The sequence below is a fragment of the Aliiglaciecola sp. 2_MG-2023 genome, from assembly GCF_030548145.1.
Taxonomy (GTDB): domain Bacteria; phylum Pseudomonadota; class Gammaproteobacteria; order Enterobacterales; family Alteromonadaceae; genus Aliiglaciecola; species Aliiglaciecola lipolytica_A.
Map to the genome: position 1 here is coordinate 18,711 of NZ_JAUORY010000018.1, position 18,525 is coordinate 37,235.

The 18,525-nt window shown below is 38.9% G+C and carries 23 protein-coding genes, 1 tRNA gene and 1 other annotated feature; of the genes, 13 read left to right on the forward strand and 11 right to left on the reverse strand.

Going from position 1 to position 18,525, the window contains the following annotated elements:
• Positions 1-15 precede the first annotated feature (15 nt).
• On the reverse strand, positions 16-915 hold the full coding sequence (gene hisG, locus Q4567_RS16180; RefSeq protein WP_216047328.1) for an ATP phosphoribosyltransferase: 900 nt from the start codon (positions 913-915) through the stop codon (positions 16-18).
• A gap of 48 nt (positions 916-963) precedes the next feature.
• Positions 964-1,077: a sequence feature (His leader region), on the reverse strand.
• Positions 1,078-1,395: 318 nt separating this feature from the next.
• On the opposite strand from hisG, the gene Q4567_RS16185 reads away from it, so the two are divergent.
• Positions 1,396-1,719: a hypothetical protein gene (locus Q4567_RS16185; RefSeq protein ID WP_216047327.1), complete on the forward strand. Its 324-nt coding sequence runs from the start codon at positions 1,396-1,398 to the stop codon at positions 1,717-1,719.
• A gap of 30 nt (positions 1,720-1,749) precedes the next feature.
• Here the strand turns inward: Q4567_RS16185 and Q4567_RS16190 are convergent, their stop codons facing one another.
• A complete protein-coding gene (locus tag Q4567_RS16190; protein ID WP_216047326.1) occupies positions 1,750-2,064 on the reverse strand; it encodes a hypothetical protein in 315 nt (104 codons plus the stop codon).
• A gap of 130 nt (positions 2,065-2,194) precedes the next feature.
• On the opposite strand from Q4567_RS16190, the gene Q4567_RS16195 reads away from it, so the two are divergent.
• The 3 genes from Q4567_RS16195 to Q4567_RS16205 all read left to right on the forward strand — a co-directional run bounded on the left by Q4567_RS16195 (position 2,195) and on the right by Q4567_RS16205 (position 5,464).
• Complete coding sequence (locus tag Q4567_RS16195; protein WP_303501082.1) at positions 2,195-3,109, forward strand: LysR substrate-binding domain-containing protein; 915 nt, start codon at positions 2,195-2,197, stop codon at positions 3,107-3,109.
• 129 nt (positions 3,110-3,238) lie between these two features.
• The gene (locus Q4567_RS16200) at positions 3,239-4,339 is read left to right on the forward strand and encodes a DUF2855 family protein (protein WP_216047324.1); all 1,101 of its coding nucleotides are present in this window, start codon (positions 3,239-3,241) and stop codon (positions 4,337-4,339) included.
• Between the two features lie 285 nt (positions 4,340-4,624).
• Positions 4,625-5,464 (forward strand): hypothetical protein, encoded by an 840-nt coding sequence (locus Q4567_RS16205; protein ID WP_303501083.1) that lies wholly within the window; start codon positions 4,625-4,627, stop codon positions 5,462-5,464.
• 87 nt (positions 5,465-5,551) lie between these two features.
• Here the strand turns inward: Q4567_RS16205 and Q4567_RS16210 are convergent, their stop codons facing one another.
• The 7 genes from Q4567_RS16210 to Q4567_RS16240 form a co-directional block, all read right to left on the reverse strand.
• Positions 5,552-6,382 (reverse strand): formyl transferase, encoded by an 831-nt coding sequence (locus Q4567_RS16210; protein ID WP_216047322.1) that lies wholly within the window; start codon positions 6,380-6,382, stop codon positions 5,552-5,554.
• Between the two features lie 15 nt (positions 6,383-6,397).
• Positions 6,398-6,532: a DUF2897 family protein gene (locus Q4567_RS16215; protein WP_303501084.1), complete on the reverse strand. Its 135-nt coding sequence runs from the start codon at positions 6,530-6,532 to the stop codon at positions 6,398-6,400.
• Positions 6,529-7,236, reverse strand: a complete 708-nt coding sequence (locus Q4567_RS16220; protein WP_252728866.1) for a M15 family metallopeptidase — start codon at positions 7,234-7,236, stop codon at positions 6,529-6,531. The genes Q4567_RS16215 and Q4567_RS16220 overlap by 4 nt, the downstream gene beginning before the upstream one ends.
• Complete coding sequence (gene dapE, locus Q4567_RS16225) at positions 7,218-8,345, reverse strand: succinyl-diaminopimelate desuccinylase (protein WP_303501086.1); 1,128 nt, start codon at positions 8,343-8,345, stop codon at positions 7,218-7,220. The genes Q4567_RS16220 and dapE overlap by 19 nt, the downstream gene beginning before the upstream one ends.
• A complete protein-coding gene (locus Q4567_RS16230; protein WP_216047319.1) occupies positions 8,345-8,689 on the reverse strand; it encodes an ArsC family reductase in 345 nt (114 codons plus the stop codon). The genes dapE and Q4567_RS16230 overlap by 1 nt, the downstream gene beginning before the upstream one ends.
• A 105-nt stretch (positions 8,690-8,794) precedes the next feature.
• Entirely contained in the window at positions 8,795-9,301 is a 507-nt protein-coding gene (locus Q4567_RS16235) for a PTS glucose transporter subunit IIA (protein ID WP_216047318.1), read from the reverse strand.
• Positions 9,301-9,570, reverse strand: a complete 270-nt coding sequence (locus tag Q4567_RS16240) for a hypothetical protein (RefSeq protein ID WP_216047317.1) — start codon at positions 9,568-9,570, stop codon at positions 9,301-9,303. Before Q4567_RS16240 ends, Q4567_RS16235 begins: the two co-directional genes overlap by 1 nt.
• A 234-nt stretch (positions 9,571-9,804) precedes the next feature.
• Between Q4567_RS16240 and Q4567_RS16245 the strand changes: the two genes are divergently transcribed.
• The 7 genes from Q4567_RS16245 (at position 9,805) to Q4567_RS16275 (ending at position 14,700) form a co-directional block, all read left to right on the forward strand.
• Entirely contained in the window at positions 9,805-10,188 is a 384-nt protein-coding gene (locus tag Q4567_RS16245; RefSeq protein WP_303501088.1) for a VOC family protein, read from the forward strand.
• A gap of 106 nt (positions 10,189-10,294) precedes the next feature.
• Positions 10,295-11,359, forward strand: a complete 1,065-nt coding sequence (locus tag Q4567_RS16250) for a patatin-like phospholipase family protein (protein ID WP_303501090.1) — start codon at positions 10,295-10,297, stop codon at positions 11,357-11,359.
• A gap of 28 nt (positions 11,360-11,387) precedes the next feature.
• A complete protein-coding gene (locus tag Q4567_RS16255; protein WP_216047314.1) occupies positions 11,388-11,882 on the forward strand; it encodes an ATP-binding protein in 495 nt (164 codons plus the stop codon).
• Positions 11,883-12,060: 178 nt separating this feature from the next.
• A tRNA-Val gene (locus tag Q4567_RS16260) sits at positions 12,061-12,137 on the forward strand.
• Between the two features lie 303 nt (positions 12,138-12,440).
• Positions 12,441-12,815, forward strand: a complete 375-nt coding sequence (locus Q4567_RS16265) for a hypothetical protein (protein ID WP_303501144.1) — start codon at positions 12,441-12,443, stop codon at positions 12,813-12,815.
• 23 nt (positions 12,816-12,838) lie between these two features.
• The gene (locus tag Q4567_RS16270) at positions 12,839-13,294 is read left to right on the forward strand and encodes a hypothetical protein (protein ID WP_216047312.1); all 456 of its coding nucleotides are present in this window, start codon (positions 12,839-12,841) and stop codon (positions 13,292-13,294) included.
• Between the two features lie 296 nt (positions 13,295-13,590).
• Positions 13,591-14,700, forward strand: a complete 1,110-nt coding sequence (locus tag Q4567_RS16275; RefSeq protein ID WP_216047311.1) for a putative zinc-binding metallopeptidase — start codon at positions 13,591-13,593, stop codon at positions 14,698-14,700.
• 102 nt (positions 14,701-14,802) lie between these two features.
• On the opposite strand, the gene Q4567_RS16280 is transcribed toward Q4567_RS16275, so the two are convergent.
• Positions 14,803-15,537, reverse strand: coding sequence for a peptidase (locus Q4567_RS16280; RefSeq protein ID WP_216047310.1), 735 nt, complete (start codon positions 15,535-15,537; stop codon positions 14,803-14,805).
• Between the two features lie 194 nt (positions 15,538-15,731).
• Here Q4567_RS16280 and Q4567_RS16285 point away from each other — a divergent pair, with 194 nt between their 5' ends.
• Both Q4567_RS16285 and Q4567_RS16290 read left to right on the forward strand, forming a co-directional pair.
• Positions 15,732-17,186 (forward strand): circularly permuted type 2 ATP-grasp protein, encoded by a 1,455-nt coding sequence (locus Q4567_RS16285; RefSeq protein ID WP_216047309.1) that lies wholly within the window; start codon positions 15,732-15,734, stop codon positions 17,184-17,186.
• Position 17,187: 1 nt separating this feature from the next.
• A complete protein-coding gene (locus Q4567_RS16290; protein WP_216047308.1) occupies positions 17,188-18,108 on the forward strand; it encodes an alpha-E domain-containing protein in 921 nt (306 codons plus the stop codon).
• Between the two features lie 99 nt (positions 18,109-18,207).
• Here Q4567_RS16290 and Q4567_RS16295 read toward each other — a convergent pair whose 3' ends face one another.
• Positions 18,208-18,345, reverse strand: a complete 138-nt coding sequence (locus Q4567_RS16295; RefSeq protein WP_216047307.1) for an entericidin A/B family lipoprotein — start codon at positions 18,343-18,345, stop codon at positions 18,208-18,210.
• Between the last annotated feature and the right edge of the window lie 180 nt (positions 18,346-18,525).

Below are 18,525 nucleotides of genomic sequence, written 5' to 3' on the forward strand. Positions count from 1 at the left end.
TGCGTGGTCATATGTTTAGCCCATCATTTTTTCGATTGGCATAACTAATATTGAGCTGCAACCGAGTGACTTCAGCTTTTCCATCGTTTCCCAGAAAAGTGTCTCTGAACTAACCACGTGAATTGCAACCGTATCGTCATTGTTTGCTAACGGCAAAACCGTTGGGTTTTCAGCGCCCGGTAACAAGCTTTTCACTTGCTCTAAATAAGCCTTAGGCGCATGCAACATAATATATTTGCTTTCTTTGGCCTGCATAACGCCATCGACTCGAGGTAACAGACGATTAATTAACGCTTGTTTATCATCTGTTAGTTCGCCAGCACGTTGAATTAACACAGCCTTAGATTTGAAAATTACCGCTTCTTCACGTAAACCGTTTGCTTCCAGTGTTGCGCCTGTGGATACTAGATCACAAATCGCATCTGCTACACCTGCTCGGGGGGCAACTTCCACAGAGCCGGTTAACATAACTGACTGAGCATCAATGTTATTGTTTTTGAAGAACCGCTCTAAAAGAAAAGGATAAGTCGTTGCTACTTTTAAACCGTTAATGGACTCTAACCCCTGATAATCAAATTCGGTAGGAACGGCAATGGATAATTGGCAACCACCGTAATCTAAACGACGTAAGGTTTTAAATTCGTGAGGTTTACCTGATTGTTGGCGCTCTAGCATTTTTTCTTCAAGTTCATTTTCGCCAATAAAGCCTAAATCGACCACGCCATCCATAACCAAACCTGGGATATCGTCATCACGCACCAATAATAGATCAATCGGTTGATTGGTAGAATGAGCGATTAAAAGGCGATCACGTATTTGTAATTTAATGCCAATAGCTTTAAGCAATCCAATACTTTCATCACTTAATCGCCCTTTCTTTTGAACCGCTATACGTAGTCGTTTGCTCTCGCTCATGTTGTTGCCTCAATATAAAGTTAAATTTCAAATCGTTGCCATAACAACGAAAAACCCCCAGAAGTTTCCTTCCGGGGGTTTAGAAAAATTCTGTACCACTGGAAGGACAATTAACCTTCCAGCACGAACCTGAAAGGTTATGCTATATGATGATGATGCCAGTTTAGACGTGCTTTATTGGTGAAAAAAATCATATGCTTCTCTTGTTCGCTTTGGTTTCTCGTGTTGATGCGCAGAACATTATCCAAACCACAAAGATAATGCAAGTACAAACACCTAAAAGTGATAATTTAAGATTGTATTAGTTAAAACTAAAAGGCATTAGCATCATGCAATTTCGCAATCTAGCTCAAATATTGAACGAAAAGTGTTAAAGTAAGTCAAAATCAATACGATAGCTAAATAAATGCGCAAATGCATGGTTTGTGGGTATATACCTACAAAATTCATTTTCAGTTGAAAATAGAGTGAGTAAATCCTATGACGAGTGATTTGATTTTTTCTGTTTTACCCCGTGAAGGTAAAGTGGCCATTGAAAAAGATGAGCTCAAAGTTAAACAAGTCGAAAAAGAGGCGAAACTTCGTGAATTGAATGACGAAGAAAAGGAGCTGAACACCGAGGAGAGAGACGCGCGGGAAAAGTATTTTAAAAAATCTTCTGATGATAAAGAAGAAAGCAAGTCGGATAAAAAAAGCCAAAAGGAACAAAAAGCTGAAAAGCAGGCAAAAGATCAAGAGGCCGTAGACCCTGAACTTCCATCCGTAGATGAACAGGGAAGAAAGCACTTAGATATTTATATTTAGTGATTTTGCTATCAGTATAAAATCTATTAATCACTCGAAAGTTCGTTTCAACCAAGCTTTGGCTTGGAACCTTGGTAAACAGCTAACTAACGGCTGTTTTTTAAAATCTGTTTTATTCACATCTAAATAAGTTGTTTGTTGCTCTATATCACCTTGATTAAAGCGCACTGCACAACGAACGCTTTCACTTTTTTCAGTAAATAAAATCTTTATTGAATCTGAGCGGTCAATTAACATTTTGTAAGGGTATCCTTGGTTTGAATACTTAGTTTCTAGTTGTTCGCTATTTTTCGCATTTAGATTTAAACTCAATAGAACTAAAGTTATTAAGATTAAGTTTTTCATGTTGATTCCTTTTTTTAGTGGATGTTTCAAGGTTAGATTAGTGTTGAAATACAACTTGAACAAACGATTAAAAATTAACTATGATTAAGAAAAACTTAATTGAGTTTGAGTTGAAGGGAAGTCCCTAATTATGCGAGAAAATCTTCCACCACTTAAATCTCTGCATTTTTTTATGGTGGCGGCAGAGTTATCAAGTTTTAAATTAGCCGCGGAAAAATTATTTGTAACCCAGGCAGCAGTCAGTCAGCAGATAAAGTTACTGGAAAGCTTTTTGGAGCAAAGGTTGTTTGAACGTTCGAATCGACAAACTCAGTTGACTCATGCCGGTGAATTATTACTTCCCTATGTTCAACAAGGGTTTTCCCAGTTCAAAACAGGCTTAAAAGTCATTTCAGGCGATGCAAACCCTAATATATTGAGAATTTCCACAATTCACTCTTTTACTTCACTTTGGTTATTACCGCGATTACTCCAGTTTCAAAAATTACATCCTGAACTGATGGTTCAATTAGCGCCAAGTAATGATTTAGTCGACTTTAATCGCGGCGATATTGATTTAGCCATACGAATGGGGCAGGGCGGATATAAAGGCCTCGCTGAGAAGAAACTAGTTAACGATCAACTTATTCTAGTGGCAAGCCCCGACGTTATTGCGCAACAGCAAATAAATAACCCGAACGTGGTATTTCAATTGCCTTGGATTGAAGATACTAGTCCGGATGTGGCGACTGTTTTTGAAACCTTATGTCAAACCTATGCAGTGGACATACATGGGTTAACACCGTCAATTCGTGCAAGCAATTCAGTTCTGTTAATTGAAAATGCAGTGGCTGGGCGTGGGTTTACACTGGTGAACAAAAGTTTAGTTGCAGATCACTTACAAAACGGTTCATTATTGGCTTTGCTAGAATTTAGTTACCCTAGTCCGTTCTCCTTGTATTTGGTCGCGCCTGCGCAGAATTTCGAGTGGCAAAAGGTGAAGTTATTTGAAAGTTGGTTTGTCCCTCTAGTGCATCAATCTTTTGACAATTTAGATGCTTGGTAGCTCATTATGCTAAATGATTTAAATATTTTGGGGTGTTATTCTCTTCTATTCAAAAGGATGATAAATCTGTTAGCAGCTTAGCGTTATTATTAACGTTAATAATAACTTCAAGTGTTAGGGGAATGCTAAATGTCAGTCTTCAATCTTCAACAGATCCAAACCAATAAATCCGATCTCAGTAAACTCGATGTTGTAAGTAGTTCAATTGATACAGATTCGTTAGAAACGAACGAAGTGGTTCTTAAAGTTGATTCTTTTGGCTTTTCGGCCAACAACATTACTTATGCGTTATTTGGTGAAAAAATGGGGTATTGGGGATTTTTCCCAGCGCAGGATGGCTTTGGTATTATGCCCATATGGGGCTTCGCTACAGTCGAGTATTCAAATAGTCCAGATCTCGTTGTCGGAGAAAAAGTTTTTGGGTATTTACCTTTTGCTACGCATTTAGTGATTACCGCAGGAAAAGTAACATCCAATGATTTTTACGATGTTAGCCCTTTACGCAAAAGTATTTCCAGCGTTTACGACCAATATGTGCGTTGCAATGCAGATCCAGCGTATGACCCTAATAAAGAAGATTGGCAACTCAACTTTCGTCCATTATTCATGACGTCTTTTGTATTGGATGATTTTGTCGGCGAAATTGCAACCTCTGATACAGCGACCATTGTGTTAACTAGTGCATCCAGTAAAACTGCATACGGAGCTGCTTATCTTTTGAAGCATCATTGTAAGAGTCGCGGATTAAATTACCAAGTTGTGGGTCTTACATCTGCAAACAACAAAGCATTTACCGAAAAGACGTCTTGTTACGATCAGGTACTCGATTACCAAGAATTTTCCTCGCTAGATAAAAATGCGCAAACTATCGTATTAGACTTTTCTGGAAACAAACCATTGCTATTGGATATTCAAGCTCATTTAGCCGCTAGTTTGCAAAAGATGATTTATATTGGTGTTACCGATGTTGAATCACAAGCAAAGTCTTACGCCGGCGAGTTGCATGGAGAGTTCTTTTTTGCGCCAACGCAAGTCAATAAACGCATGAAAGAGTGGGGTGGGAAAGGGTTTATGCTGCGCTACGCGGAGGCTTGGGGGGGATTTTCGAAACATATGGAGCCTTTGTTGAGCACTACTAACATAGTTGGAGTAAATGCAATCCAATCAATATACTTAGATGGATTGAAAGGTAAGTTTGATACAAGCCAAATGTATGTTTTAACCTTTTAATAAAATATTGAATTTCAGCTAGCATGGAATTTAGATTGATTTTCATGTAGCGCTGAAATTTGCTTAACAACACTGCTTTTATTCGATGTGCAATATCATGTTGCGATGAAAGCAGTGGCATTGGTTTACTAACAAAATAAAATGATTTTGCGTTATAGTCAAAGAATCGGTTAACGTTGCAAAGAGCCCACTAGTTGGTGCATCGTTTAAAGTGATCTTATCCATGAGGTTTCTATAATGATTCTTAAAAAAACATCATATCCAGTTAGTTTTGCAGGTGAATTCATGAGTGTGCTTAAATTTAGTTTACTCATTTTGTCCGTGACGTTAAGTATTTTTACTGCAAATAAGGCTCGGGCGACAGATTGGATACTGATAGATAACTTTGAAGCGGCCAACAGTTTAGATAAATGGACTAAAGCGGATACCAAAAACGACACTTCACCAAAAATTCATTCCCCACAAATTAGCGAACGCCGTAAGGAAGACTTTGCCAGTAAAAGCAATTTTTATTTAATTAAAAAACCGGCGGCTGAGGGAATCGTTGGCAATCGAAAGGCGTTAACTTATGCTGTTCTTCCCCAAACGGTCAAAGTGGGGGAAACCTATACGTTTTATACCCGCATAAATGTGGAGTCCTTCCCCAATAACCACGCATTTGGTATTAGCAATATGACTCCAGAAGGTATTGAGTTAAACGATTACAATGCATTTGAAGCTACCTTGAGGGTAACCGATAAAACAGAATCAAACGGCCATAAAAATACTGGTGCCTTAATGGTTAAGACACAGGACGGATACGCTAATATTCAAAATAACAGCACAGGAAAAGACGCCAAACCTCTAGTGCCCGGAGTATGGTATGAAATATGGTATGTGGTTGATAACAGTGAAAGCCGCGATGGCGGTCAAAGCTACGATGTTTATGTAAAGGGCGGAGATGAGTTCCCTCAACAGCAAAAAGTGTATAGTGATGCCACCTTCCGAATGCAACGGGAGTTGCCTTTAACGCATTTTTTAATGAACTGTAATACAGGTCCTAAAAAACAACCTTATGGAAATGGTGGCTTAAAATATGATGATTTGTATATGAGTAAAGGGCATAACTTAGGGACGCCTTTTTAACCTTGGTGACGTTTAAGCGTTTTCTGATAGGCAAGATTTGCAATATTCAAAAGTAAAATGTTATTCACTTAATTTAGTTGAGCGGCACTACAGATATTTTTCAATGATTGAAGGGATTTCATCATAGTTAATGAGTTGTTTTCCTTGTTCAATAAACTGATTAAGGGTTGTTGAGTCTGGAAAACTATAGTAGTTACCCGACGCGAGATCCATACTTCTTGTGTCCAACGTCTCGCCGCGGTTCAATCTGTTGACCGCAGATACAATGTTATTCACACCTTGTGGATATAAGGCTAAAACGTTGAGTAAATAAGACTGACTATAATTCACTTTTTGTTGAGTCGAAGAAATGATTTTTCCTGCGTCTATCTGGCATGAATCTATAAAATGTAAGCTTGTGCCTATTTCCTCTTTGTTATCTAACATTGCCCAAAATGTGGCCATTACCCCTCTATAATCCGGTAATTTACCCGAATGAAGATTTATCACACCTAAGCTAGGAATGCTGATTATGGGATCTTTTAATATTTGACCAAATCGAATTGAAATGATCAGTTCAGGTTTTTGCTCAGCAATGCGTTGAATTCCTGCCAGGCTATTAATGTCTTTAATATCACTGACCGGCACTGAGTCATGAGCCATTTGTTGAAAACTCTTAAATCGGCTTGATTGTCGAGCTGGTGGCGTTGAAATCTTGGCTTTGCAGTGTTGTTGGCTTGCAAGCACTGGAAAAACAATTTGATTAAACAAGGTTTGCTCGATAAAGGCCAAGTTTTTCAGTGGTTCAGGGACATTGTCTAATTTACCCACTTTTGCAGACAGAAAAATACAATAATGATGTTCAGGGAGTTGTTGAAGTAATAAGTTTATTGCCATGTTGCTGGCTAAATCTCGATTGGCAAGAAGAGTTATCCGCACCGCTCAGTACTCCAATTAAGGCTTGTTTGTATCTTCTGGTTTTGCTTTGGTTTTTTCGAATGTCATTTTAGCACTCATTTTCAGTAATAAAATATTGCCTACAACCAAGCCTAATGCAATCAACAAGGTAACTATCAGCCATATATTCATTGTATTATTCCATTTAATGTATAACGCTCAAATAGCTTGTCTAAGTGCCTTAAGATAGTTTGCTTTCCACCAATATTGACACTGGCGAGTTGATTGGCGAGTTGACTCAGTTCTAGTTGATTAATGATTGACTTCGAGATTGGGGCATAACTTAAATGCCATGCTTCGGGGGCAACTCCACCATTGTAGGTTTTATAGGGACGATAAAAGCCAAAGTTATCTGCATTTTCTTCAAGCCAGCAATGCAGTTCATAACATGGGCCGGCTAGTTCATATTCGGCACTCACCAACTGCAAGGGCTGCCCGCAGCGTTCAATGGCCTTTTTATCGTATACATCCAAGTCTGTTCCCCAATGGTGACGGCTTGCTCCTGGAAGAGCCGACCAGGTCATAATGGCATGTATCTTTTCTAATTCAGTGTACTCAGAGGTATTTATGGGGTGGCTATGGATATCATTTATTGGCAAGGTTCCTAACCACTTTTTTTGCCAAATAGCTAATTGGCGGTCAAAACTGCGGAAGCTACTAGCCAACTGAATGTCAATGCCGTCTTTTTGTGCAGCTAACTGCATAGCTTCAAACGCTGTTTTCACATCGGCAACTAAGCCGTGATGTTTACCGATTGGCTGGATATGGGCATCAGTTAAGCCCATCCAGCTCGGTGCAGACATTTTTGTTGCAGGCATTAGAGGAGCAGTCGACATAATATATCGTGATAAATATCTGTGAGTATTTCCAGATCAGTAGATTTCACTTTTTCGTCTATTTTATGAATAGTTGCGTTTACCGGACCTAGTTCAATCACTTGAGCTCCTGTTGGCGCTATGAATCGACCGTCTGAAGTGCCACCAGCAGTGGATAACTCGGTATCTTTGCCTGTTACTGCCTTTATGGCTTGCTGCGTAGCTTCAACTAAAGGGCCTTGATCCGTTAGGAAAGGTTGTCCGTTAAACGTCCATTTAATGTCGTAATCTAATCCGTGACGATCGAGAACTTCATACACTCTTTCTATTAATTGTTTGTCGGTAACTTCGGTTGAGAATCGAAAGTTGAAACACACATGAAGTTCACCTGGTATGACGTTGCCGGCACCCGTGCCACCATTGATATTAGATACCTGAAAGCTGGTGGGGGGGAAATATCGATTGCCATCGTCCCAGTGAGTTTTAGCCAGTTCCGCAAGCGCTGGTGAAGCAATATGAATGGGATTTTTAGCTAAATGAGGATAGGCTACGTGACCCTGTATTCCTTTCACAATTAGATCGCCTGTAAGTGATCCCCGTCTACCATTTTTAACCACATCGCCAACTACTTCGGTACTTGACGGTTCGCCTACTAAACACCAGTCAATTTTTTCATTGCGGGCTTCGAGGGTATCAATAACCTTGGTTGTGCCATTAATAAATGGTCCTTCTTCATCGCTGGTAATAAGGAACGCGATGCCACCATTATGATTTGGGTGAGCTGTTACAAAACGATGAGTCGCCACCAACATAGCAGCCAAACTTCCTTTCATATCTGCGGCACCTCGGCCATGCAAATATTCGCCAATTTGGGTTGCTTCAAAAGGCGGTGTTTGCCACTTTTCGGCAGGGCCTGATGGCACTACGTCAGTGTGTCCGGCAAAACAAAATAGCGGACCTTGTTTGCCTTTTCTTGCCCACATATTGGTGGTGTCGTCAAAAACCATTGATTCTATATCAAAACCCAAGGGAGCTAAAATATCAGCCATTAGCTGTTGGCAACCAGCATCTTCAGGGGTGACGGATTTACGATTTATCAGTTCTTTAGTCAGTGCAATTGAGTCCATCATTAGTTAAAAACCACTTCATAATCTGCCGGCTTGAAACCTAAAATGTATTTATCATCATGGATTAACACTGGACGTTTTATCATGGCAGGAGATGCCAGCATCAATTCGATGGCTTTTTCCCGATTTAAATCTTGTTTTTGTTCATCTGGTAACTGACGAAAAGTCGTTCCTCTTTGATTTAGCAATTTTTGCCAACCCAACTGAGATTCTGTTTTTTCAAGCCAATCACGTTCTAAACCGTCGACACGGTAATCGTGGAAAGTGAATTCTATTTGGTTCTCTTCCAGCCACTTTTTGGCTTTTTTAATGGTATCGCAATTTTTGATGCCGAACATTTGAGTCATAAAAATGGTTCTTGTTTGTTAATTATGAAATGAAAATAAATGATTATTATTAAAGGCTTAATAATGTCATTGCCAAGTAAACGATGTTGTACCAATCCTTAAAGTTTAGATCAACACAGAAAATACAGGATCTTCACATGCCGTAACCTTACGAGGGTTAACTATAAGCCCTTTTACTTTATCACTATTGAGAAGGGTTATGTAAAAAGCGTTATCCTCTAATGCGAGTTTCAATTTACGAGCGTCAAAATCTAATATGGGTTGTCCTAGTTTAAGTTTTTGGCCAACAACAACTTTTCGTTTAAATCCTTCACCATTTAGATTTTGTGCACCCCAACCGCAATGGATCTGTAGTTTCAATCCATGTCTGTCTTTTAAGCGCACTCGGTGGGCCGTTTCACTTATTTCTAAAACGATTGCGTCAAATGGTGCCAATATTTGAAAGCCGGTTGGCGCGATAACCACTCCTTCACCAAATAATCGTTGTTTGAATAACAGGTTACTGGCTGAATCAAGTAAATTGATACTGCCGCTAACGGGGCTCAAAATATCAATTTTACGTTTATGCTCAGTGAGTTCTGGATTGTCTAGTAGTCGATTGAAAAGGCGCATTAGAATACAACTTTATAGCCGTGATTTTCACGCGCATTAGCGGCAGAATCAATATCGTTTTGTTTAATCAGAAAGTTATCGGTTTCAAAATTAGATACAACAAATCTACTGATTTTGGCAGTCACCAGTACATTACCTATTTGCGTCATAATACTCACCAACGATAAATACAAAGACGCATTAAACATTTGAGAAGGGATCTGAGCGTGTAACGGAAGGCTATGGATTGTATAAGTGTCAGGCAGAGCAGCTAATGTCTGAGTGGCCATTTGCATTCCTTTTTAATTGGTCTTTTATTTTGCGTTAGCTAAGCTGTAAGTCAAGTGTTAGTGTGAAAGTCGCTTTATTAAATGTTATCCACTGTTTCTGTGGATAACCTTGTTGAGGAAACTTTATATGTCACTTAACTTGTTGAAATATATGGGTTATATTTCGCTGTCCAGAAATCCATCAAGTGACATTTTTGGTTAAAATTAAACCGTTTTAATTTAAGGTGAATGAATATGTCTACAGCACCCGTAGGTTCAGTGGTTTGGAGTGACCTTACAGTTAAAAACGCAGAGGATGTAAAAGATTTTTATGCACAAGTTATAGGTTGGCAAGCTAATCCCATCAACATGGGAGATTATGAAGATTTTTCCATGCAGTTACCAAGTAATAATCAGGATGTTGTGGGGATTTGTCATGCAAAAGGCAGCAATGCAGGCCTCCCTGCGCAGTGGCTGCTTTATTTTAAAGTGGCTAATTTAGATGACTCCATTGCGCAGACTCAAGCTCGCGGAGGTCAATTATTATCGAAAGTGAAGTCATATGGTTCAACGAGTCGCTACATTATTATCCAAGATCCTGCTGGCGCGGTATGTGCCTTGTTTGAGGAAAACACTTAACCTAGGTGCTTGTAGATAACTATTAAAAACTAAAATATTTCTGATACTTGCAAATAACTTATTGATTGGTACATTAAACTTCAATTATTTTATGGGTTTAAAGTTAGTGCAAGTACTTGATTTATATGCAGGTCCAACTGCTTTGAAGGAAATTCAGCAGCATGGTCTAAAACAACACATGTTTGATTACATGTTAGGTGCTTCTGGCGGGCCGAAGTGGTTCGTGTTAGCAGGGTTAGATAGGTATGTCTTTTCTACCTTTTTTGCTCAGCGTAAAACACCGCTGCAGGTTATTGGTTCTTCAGCTGGAGCGTTTAGATTTGCGTGTTTTGCCCAACAAGATCCCTTAGCTGCAATTAACCGTTTAGCAGATCGTTATTCACACACAGAATACAGCGACAAGCCCACAGCCAAAGAAATCACCCTATCTGGTTTAGAATTATTAGACTATGTATTAGGGGATAATGGGGTTGAGGAAATTATTCACAATCCTATTATTAAAGCGCATTTCATTGTCGCGCGATGTAAAGGACTCACGCAGTTTGAAGCTAAACCGTTGCAATTAACCGGCCTTTTAGCCAGTGCAGGTGCTAACGCGGTACAGCGGCGCTTTTTGCAACGATTTTATGAACGCTATGTTTTTGCTTCCCCTACAAGTGAACTACAGATATCTGATCCTAATAAAATGCCAACTCGTTACGTGCCGTTGTCAAAACGCAACTTAGCACAAGCATTAATGGCCTCAGGTTCTATTCCGCTAGTGATTGAAGGTGTATCGAATATAAATGGAGCGCCTAAAGGCATGTATCGAGACGGCGGCATCATAGACTATCATTTTGATTTAAACTTCGGACCCCATGATGGCTTGGTATTTTATCCACATTTTTATCCTAAGCCGATTCCAGGTTGGTTTGATAAATCATTGAAGCGACGTTTACCTCACAAAAGCAGCTATGACAAAGTGGTGATGGCCGTTCCATCGGATGAGTTTGTCGCTTCTTTACCTTATCAAAAAATTCCCGACCGCAAAGATTTCGAAACAATGCCTGCTCAACAACGTATCGAATATTGGCAGACAGTGATTCAGCAAAGTGACAGGTTAGGGGAGGCATTTGCTAATTTAACCCAAGATCAAGACGTAGCAAATAAAGTGAAACCCTTTAACTTTTAACTGTTATGCATCAAAGTAGAGAGAAACTATGAACAAAGGATCTTTGACTTTTTTCTGTGGAAAAATGGGTTCAGGAAAGTCTACAAGAGCTGCTGAAATCGCGCAGGAAAGTAACGCAGTATTGCTTTCAGAAGATGAATGGCTTTCGTCGCTTTATGCAAATAGAATTTCATCGCTAAATGATTATATTGAATATTCAAATCTACTTAAGCCGCAGATTAAAAAACTTGTTCAATCCATACTGTCTGCGGGAACTAATGTGGTTATGGATTTTCCAGCAAACACTCTTTCGCAAAGAAATTGGTTTCGGAGTATTTTCTCCGAGATCGAAGCGCCACATAATTTGATATACATCGACTTGCCAAATGAAGTCTGCCTAAAACAGATTGGAAAAAGACGCAAAGAGCAGCCAGAAAGAGCAGCAACTGATACAGCAGATATGTTTGAGCAGGTTACAAAATATTTTGTAGCGCCAACATCAGAGGAAGGTTTCAATATTACAAAAGTGACACAAAATGCATAACACGGCGCTGCTACGGAAAATTCACTCGCTGGCACTCCTAAATTTCCGCGGAACTCGGCGTTATGGGGAAAAATTGTGCATTTGTGGCAACAAAGCTGAAAAACTCCTTGAAGATAGCGAAAAGCATCGTTATTATACGCGCCGCTTGAGACATTCGTGTTAAGCATCTTTATACAGTGCGTCCGTAGCTCAGTTGGTTAGAGCACTACCTTGACATGGTAGGGGTCGGTAGTTCGAGTCTACTCGGACGCACCAATTTATTCGAATCATCTACTTTATATTGATCCTTTTATATGGCTGCAATTTGCGTATTCGTGCTCAGCGCTATCACTTTTTTGACTCGGTGTATAAGTTGCTCACAATTTAAAACTGCAATATTAAAATTCTCATCGAAATAAAAAATCACATATTTTCAGTGTATTAGAATCTGTGAATAAAATTACACTAATTAATTTACGTTTTAGCGTTGACCTTATATGTCTTATCACTTAACCTAAATGATAATGATTATCAATAAGGTTTGTGGATATGTATTGTTTTACTTTTTCGTGTTTAGAAATGGCAGTGACAAAACCTTCTGAAGACGCAGAGTTTGAAATTATAAATCGATATGTTCATGCAGGATTGGAAAGGGCGAAAACAATGTCTGATAGCAAGGAGACTAAAGCTGCGCATTTACGCATTGTTGATACTTTATTAAATGTGGTTTGTGACAGTTTGCTAAGCATAGCATGGCGTAAATATTGTTTTCGTATGATCCAACGTCTCAAACCTTTGTTATTCGAGATATTAGAAAAGCAGCAATATCAGCGAAAAATGGCGGATATTTCTACGCTTTATCATTATTTTATTGAGTATACGCACAACACTGACCCAAGCATTTCGAAAGCCAGTGGTTCTCAAATCTTTTCTTTTAATCCATCACGAAAATAAGCAAAATCCAGAGGGGTTTTAGTATGTCAAATTTCCAATTTGTTTGTCCGAGTCACCAAATATGGGTGGAAGATCATCCTAAAGAAGCGTTTCAAAAGGTGAATGAATTAACCGATTACGCGGAGAGTCTATTTCACCGAGGACAATATCAGAACGTGATTCCATTTTTAGGCACAGCCCTAGAAACAACGGAAATTATTTTTGATAGCCGATTAGAGTCTCCACAATTGACTACAAAAATGACCGCTATTGCCATTATGTTAGCTTCTTCATATTCCGCTTTAGGGGAAACCGATAAGGCTTGTGTATTTTTACGTAAAATTCGACAAAAGCTCAATCGAGCAATTGCTTGTGCAGAAGGTTACGGGGCAAAAGTGGCCTTTTTCAAACATTGTGAAACGGCATTATTAGAGGCCAACTCGAACTTAGTCGAGAATCATAGTTATTTTTCAAGTATGTCAGCTTCTCAATTACATTAATTTAATAACCTTTTAGGTTTCAACGTGTTGAAGATAAATAATGTGCTTTCAATGAATTTTGCAGGCACTTTTATTCACTAAAACGCAATTCTTCTATTCTACATAACACTTTGCTTTGTTTAAATTTTATCTAGATTTTCAACTCTAAAGGATATCCTTTTGCCATTGATAGTGACTGCTGCATTGTGCTCTGTGGGATTGCTATTCTGACTCATGCGGGTTCTAATACTCGGCTATCGATATTGTACTAAAATTGAATATTCAGTTTAGGTTGAAGTTATATCTAGGACACTTTTTTGAAAACATTTACATGCCAATGTGGTAATACTTTGCATTTCGCGAACGTTCAGTGCGTATCGTGCGGGTTAATGCTAGGTTTTATTCCACAAGACAACAGACTTAGCGCTTTTACAACTAACCAGTATGGTAATTTGCAGGCTTCCAGTAATGGTTTGTTATTTAAAAAGTGTAAAAATTATTCAGAGCACAATGTTTGCAACTGGATGGTTCCCCTTGAAGATTCGCATGATTATTGTGTTTCATGCCGACTTAATGAAGTGATTCCAGATCTGGATGATGTAGAAAATAGAGTGCTATGGGCAAAAATGGAGCTCGCAAAAAGGCGTTTGCTATATACCTTGCTGAAACTTAATTTACCCCTCGTTGATCGTACAAAAGACCCTATAAATGGATTGGGGTTTGCGTTTTTGCGTGATAAAACTCAAGATTCATTTGGCAATGAACTAACCGTAAAGAGTTTTGTTACTACAGGCCACGCCAATGGGTTGATTACGATTAATCTTAATGAAGCCGATGATAGTGCGCGCGTTGATATGCGTGAAAAAATGAATGAACGCTATCGCACTTTGCTTGGTCACTTCCGACATGAATCAGGCCATTATTATTGGGATAGGTTAATATCTGACAGCGATAAAATAGATGAATTTCGAAGATTATTTGGTGATGAACGTCTAGATTACGTGAAGTCGATGGAAACCTATTATGCAAAGGGGCCTAACGAAAACTGGCAAAATGTTTGGATAAGTGCTTATGCAAGTATGCATCCTTGGGAAGATTGGGCTGAAACATGGGCGCACTATTTACATATGCTAGATACGTTAGAAACCGCTAACGATTATGACTTCTCAATTTCTGGCAATAAAATTGCCAGTCCAATTCCAAACATGGATAGCGTGATTGATCAAATTTATACTTCTACCTCATTCACCCATCTTTTCAACGATTGGTGCCAATTGACCAAGGTATTAAACGCCTTGAATAGAAGCATGGGTCTTGATGATGCTTATCCTTTTGTGATTTCCATTTCGGCATTGGATAAATTACGCTTCATCCATGAAGTCGTATTAGATTCTGAGATGACCAGTTTGAGCAAGGGTGCTGCGTAATCAATCGTGGTCTGTCTCTTAGTTGGTTAAAAGCCTAGTTAAACGCAGTTAACCTTCGCTTGAAAGCTTAATTGAGCCTTTATCATTTGAGCCTTTTGATGGTTATTTTTCCCAGTCGAAGCGAGGAAGATTTTCGAACGCTCTTTTTAAACCTTCATTCCACTGCTTTTGTACTGATCTGTACATGTTACTATTTGTCGTCAATACGTTGTGATAAGGCTCTTCTATCTGGTCTGTTCGATGAATCGCTAATTCAATTGGTGGTCCAACGGATATGTTACTGCGAATCGTTGAATCTAATGAAACGATAGCGCATCTGGCGGCATCTTCTAATGATGTTGAGGGCGTAATAATACGATCTAATATTGGTTTCCCATATTTATTCTCGCCAATTTGTAAAAAGGGGGTTTCGTCAGATGCCGAAATATAATTGCCTTGCGGATATATCAAAAATATTTCACTCTTTTTACCTTTGATTTGACCACCGAGTAAAAAGCTTGATTCATTACTGGTTTTTGACTTTTCCATGGCATCAGCATGTCGTTTTTGTTCTTGTTGACTTAAATCTCCAATGTACTGAGCTACTTCATGGAGGTAGTTTCCTTGACTGATATCAAAATCAGCGTTGGGATCTGATAAGTCACGTTTTATGGCATTTATTACCGCTTGAGATGTGGCTAAGCTACCAGAGGTTAATAGTACGATTGTTCGATTATCAGGAAATACGAAACTGGACATCTTACTGTAAGTGGCAACATAATCGACGCCAGCATTGGTACGGGAGTCCGAGGCGAATACTAAACCTTTATTCAGGGCAATAGCTAAACAGTAAGTCAATTGGCTTCTCTTTGATTTATTTAACGTTAAAACATCTTGTTATTGAGAAAAAACTTGCTCATATAATGCAGCGCAGTTATTTTGAACTGTGGCGAATTTAAAAACAATAAAATTTTAAATTTACACCTGACAAAAGCTTAACTATGTGAGTAAACTAAGATTAAACAACAATAATAAGTAAGTCTGGAGGATCTATGGCGATTAGATGGGGAAACTATGCAATAGGTCAATTTTATGACGAGCTGATTCAGGGGCGATCTAAACCGAGAGAGTATGCGAAAGATTTGTGTGACTACCTCAAGGGGTTGTCTGATAACGAACTAAAAGAATATAAAGCCGCATCCGATTCTGCCATTCAGGTTATGGGCATAACGTTTAGAATCTATAACGATGAAGAGGGTTCCATAGACCGCGCATGGCCTTTCGACATTATACCTCGCCTAATTGAACTCAAAGAATGGCAGCAAATTGAACTAGGCCTTAAACAGCGTGTAAAAGCACTAAATATGTTTATTGATGACTTATACAATGATCAAAACATTATCAAAGACGGTGTTTTTCCGGCGAACTTATTAAAAAAATCTAAAAACTTTTTGAAAGATTGTATTGGTGTGAAGCCACCGCAGGGCATTTGGGCGCATATTTGTGGCTCAGACCTGGTGCGAGATCACAACGGAACCGTATATGTGTTAGAAGACAACCTTCGTGTTCCCTCTGGTGTTTCCTATATGTTGGAAAATCGACAAGTTATGAAGCGCGTTTTTCCAGAAATGTTCGAAAAATACAATATTCTTCCCATTGATAATTACCCTTCAGATTTATATGACATGTTGGCCAGTCTGTCACCACGAGATGTGAAAGAGCCAGAAATAGTGGTGTTAACTCCCGGTATATATAATTCAGCCTATTTTGAACATGCTTATTTGGCGCAACAAATGGGTGCTGAATTGGTAACAGGTGATGATTTAGTTGTGAAAGAAGATGATTGCGTCTATATGCGAACCATCAATGGATTAAATCGTGTGGACGTAATATATCGCCGAATTGACGACTGGTATATTGACCCAGAAGTATTCCATCCTGACTCAACGTTAGGTATTCCTGGGATCATGCGAGCTTGGAAAAAAGGCAATGTTGGTTTGGCCAACGCACCGGGTTCAGGGGTCGCTGATGATAAAGTTGTCTACAGTTATGTACCTGAAATTATTAAATATTATCTTAATGAAGACGCTCTTCTACCGAATGTGCCAACCTATCGCTGCGTTAATCCAGAAGAACGTGAATATGTGTTAGAAAATATTGAAAAAATGGTTGTAAAACCGGCCAATGAATCTGGTGGATATGGCATGTTGATTGGTCCACATGCATCTAAACGAGAACATCAAAAATTCCGACAATTAATCAAAAAAGATCCGCGTAATTATGTAGCTCAGCCAATGCTGTTGTTATCCACTGCGCCTACTTTGATAGATAACAAAGCAGAAGGACGTCATTTAGATTTAAGACCCTTTATATTAAGTGGGCAAGATATCAAAGTAACCATGGGGGGCTTGACCAGAGTCGCCATGATTAAAGGCTCTACTGTGGTGAACTCATCACAAGGTGGTGGTAGTAAAGATACATGGATTGTTGATATGGAGGGCAATTAATATGTTGTCACGTGTCGCGAGTAATTTATGCTGGATGGGGCGTTATCTGGAGCGAGCAGAAAACACCGCACGATTAATTAATGTTAATTTTAACCTACTTTTAGATCTTCCCAAAAGCATTGTTTTAGGCTGGGAACCGCTTGTTGATATTGTCTCGAACCGAGAAGAGTTTTACGCAAAGTACCAAGAAGCGAACGAACGAAACGTTTTGAACTTTATGGTAGGTGATAGCAAAAATTTAGGCTCAATTGTAAACTCGTTAAGTGCCGCCAGAGAGAATGCAAGGACGATTCGTGAAATTATTCCTAGAGAGGCTTGGGAGCAGATTAACGAACTTTACTTGTTCGCCTATGCTAATCGTCAAAAAGCCATAGCTCGACGCTCTCGATATGAGTATTTAACGGAAATAATTGAATCCAATCAAAAGATCACGGGGATTCTTGTTAGTACGATGACACGAGATGAGGCATATCAATTTTTACGTATTGGACGTAATTTGGAGCGAGCAGATATGACGACTCGGATTATTGATGTTCGTTCTGCGTCTTTAGTTCAGGATATGCAAACTGAGCAATCAGCACTGGAGAATTTACAGTGGATGAGTGTATTAAAGTCGCTTACTGCTTATCAAATGTATCGTCGAGAGGTTCGACTCAAAATTCGACGACCTGATGTGCTGAAATTCCTGATGTTGGAAAATCGTTTCCCCAGAGCCTTGATTCATACCTTAAATCAAGTCGAATATTGTTTGCGAGAATTACCTAATTACGAGCAATGTGTGGAGATGATATCCAAGGTTGAAAAGCAATTATTGGAAGCTAATCCGCAATTGTTAATTCAGGATAAATTACATGAATTTATTGATGAAATGCAATTAGGCTTGATTAATGTGTATAACAAAATTGATGAAACTTATTTTTAAGCATTGAAGTTAAAGCACTACTGCATTAGTGATGTTGCAAGGTTAGATTTAAAAACGGCTCAACATTGATAAAATGTTGAGCCGTTTGTCTCGGTAATTTTAATTGGCGGCCTCTTGTATGGCATCACCCGCACTTTCTATATCTTTGCCTGCACCTTCAACAGTTGCACAACCTGTTAGCATCACTAGCATTAACGTCAAGGTAAGAATAATTTTAATTTTTGATTGTAAAGTCATAATGTTGCCTCACTGTGTTTTGATAACAAGTCTATAAATGGGATTTAAAGCACTACGTTATACTGAACTAAGCGAGTTTAATGCCAATTTGTAAGCCTTTGAATTTAATGTCATTTACTCAATTTTATTTAGGTTGGGAGAGTTGCTTTTAGCCAAATATTCTTATTCTATGGAATAATT